3 protein-coding genes are annotated in these 2087 nt (G+C 60.6%); all 3 read right to left on the reverse strand.

The annotated features are described in order from the left end of the window. Nucleotides 1-1232, reverse strand: a 1232-nt coding sequence (locus tag ACO6D5_RS22635; protein WP_485826613.1) for an alkaline phosphatase D family protein, incomplete at its 3' end; no start/stop codon positions are given. A gap of 11 nt (nt 1233-1243) precedes the next feature. Beyond that, a complete protein-coding gene (locus ACO6D5_RS22640; protein ID WP_485826614.1) occupies nt 1244-1522 on the reverse strand; it encodes a hypothetical protein in 279 nt (92 codons plus the stop codon). Next, complete coding sequence (locus ACO6D5_RS22645) at nt 1522-1878, reverse strand: hypothetical protein (protein ID WP_485826615.1); 357 nt, start codon at nt 1876-1878, stop codon at nt 1522-1524. The genes ACO6D5_RS22640 and ACO6D5_RS22645 overlap by 1 nt, the downstream gene beginning before the upstream one ends. Between the last annotated feature and the right edge of the window lie 209 nt (nt 1879-2087).

Here is a 2087-nt window from a genome sequence, read left to right on the forward strand (position 1 = left end):
GGGTGCACGACGGGCACCGAGGACATGAACAGAAGATGCTGGCAAGCACTCTTGGGTCGTGCGCCCGCGTTGCCGGATTTCAGGCTGTCGGTCCAATTCTTGATTTGGCCCCAGGTGTCCGAGCCCATCACCTGTGTCCGCGAGCGTTCGGTGCGCAGATCGGCCGCCATGATGGCCATCGGCCCGATGGCGTACGCGGAAGTGAATCCCGGCTGGCCGTCCAGCAGGGGCAGCGCCAACGCATCCTTGGCGAGTACCTGACTCCACACGATGGGCTTGAGCAGCGGGTCTTGTCGGGAAAAACCCGCTGGCGTCGTGTCTTCCTGTTGGGGCAGGTCGTCCAGCGCATGTTGCATCTGAAACACCCAGAAGGCGCGTCGGGCGTGGCGGAACAGCGTCTGAAAGAGTGGGCTGTTCTGCATCTCGCAGCTGTACGAACCCCAGCCGTCGAAGATATCGTGGTCGTCCCACATCATGACGGTCGGCATCGACGCCATCGCCGCGCTCGCGTCTAGCGTGGCCGTTGGCGACGACCAGGGCTTGCGCTCGCTGGGCAGCCAGCGTTGCTTGTACAGTCCGAAGTAGTAGGCCTCGATCTCGCGGTCCAGCGCCTTGGTGACCTTGAACTCCAATTGCGCCTGCCGAGGCAAGGCCACCCACCGGCGCAGCGCCTTAACGTCTTCCCAGATCGAGTCGAAGTAGATCTGGTCGCCTCCCATGAGCATGAGATGAAAGCGCTGCAGGCCCTTGTCATGGATGCGCTTCTCATGCCACAACTGCTCCTTGTCCAGCAGCTTGGTTTCGCCTGCACCCTGTTCTTTTCGCAGTTCGCGGTCGTGGCTGTAGAGCAGGTCTTCCCACACCGCGTCCGACGTCCGGATGAGCTTTCGCATCACGGCCGGGTCCGAAAACCCATTGCACGACACATAAGCCATGCGCGGCGAGAAATCCTTGCCGGGTACCGTCATCCGCCACGTCAATCCACCTGAAATACCGTAACTTACGGTGCGCTCGTTCTTCAAGATCTTGCAGGACAGGTCGTAGCGCAGATAGCGTTCGCCGTTGATGGCCAATAGCTCCTTTGGCGCGGCGCAAGCCTTGCCGTCGACCTCCAGTGCAGGCGTGACGGCGCCCGCCTTGAGGCCCACCAGCGCGCTTACTTTCCAGGCGTCACCTTTTCCGATACCACGGAACGACAACACAGGCCCCAGAAGCAGATCTTTTTCATTCATGTTCCGTCTCCTCAGCCATTCATTTCTTTCGCTACTACCTTGACGATCCGAGCACGAGACACCGCCCTGCGCGCCACGAGCGCCTCTTCACCGGTCTGTTGCAACCATTCAAAGAAACGTTGACTGGCGTGTCGCGTCTGCGAATCGTCTCGGCAATTGGCTAAGAAGGCGAATTGCACCGTCTGTACGTCATCGGCCACGGTCGGCAGCGCCACCAGGCGGACCTTGGCCTGCGTGGAGCGAAGACCCTCCATGCATTCAGGTTGTTGCCATTGACGAAAGCCAAACATCACGCCGCCTCCCACAACGCCGCTGTCAGGCCCAGCAACAGCAGCATCGCCGACGCGATGAACCATCGCACGGTTTTCCGGTATTCATTCTCGGCTTCATCCTCCAAACGCAAGGCGCGGTACAGAGCAATTATCTGCAGCAGGCTGGCGAGCAACAAGGATACGCCTGGCAGCACGGACAGCGCGCTCCAATTGCCCGGCGCGTCCAGGCCCCAGTAGCGCAGGAAACCCAGCGAAAAGCCGAGCAATACCGTGATGGCCGTAATCAATCCCGCCCGAAAGCCTTGGGGCAGTGCGTGTGGCCTGTGGCTGCGGGTCCGTACCAAGTCGTCGTCTGGCGTTTCCGGTGTCATCATTGAGATACTCCGCACTGAGTACGCTACGGCCTACCCGCTACCGGTTGATCTGGGAGCGAAAACTGAACTCCTGCTGTCACGCGGGGTCAGGTTGAATTGATTATGGCTGATATCGCAGCGCACTGTGGCTGCTGAACCTCCGCGTCGCAGCCCTGTGGCTTGTCGCCTTGCTTGCCGGCTGCTCGTCGACCGGTTCAGCGAACGATGCT

The organism is Achromobacter sp., from assembly GCF_057314935.1.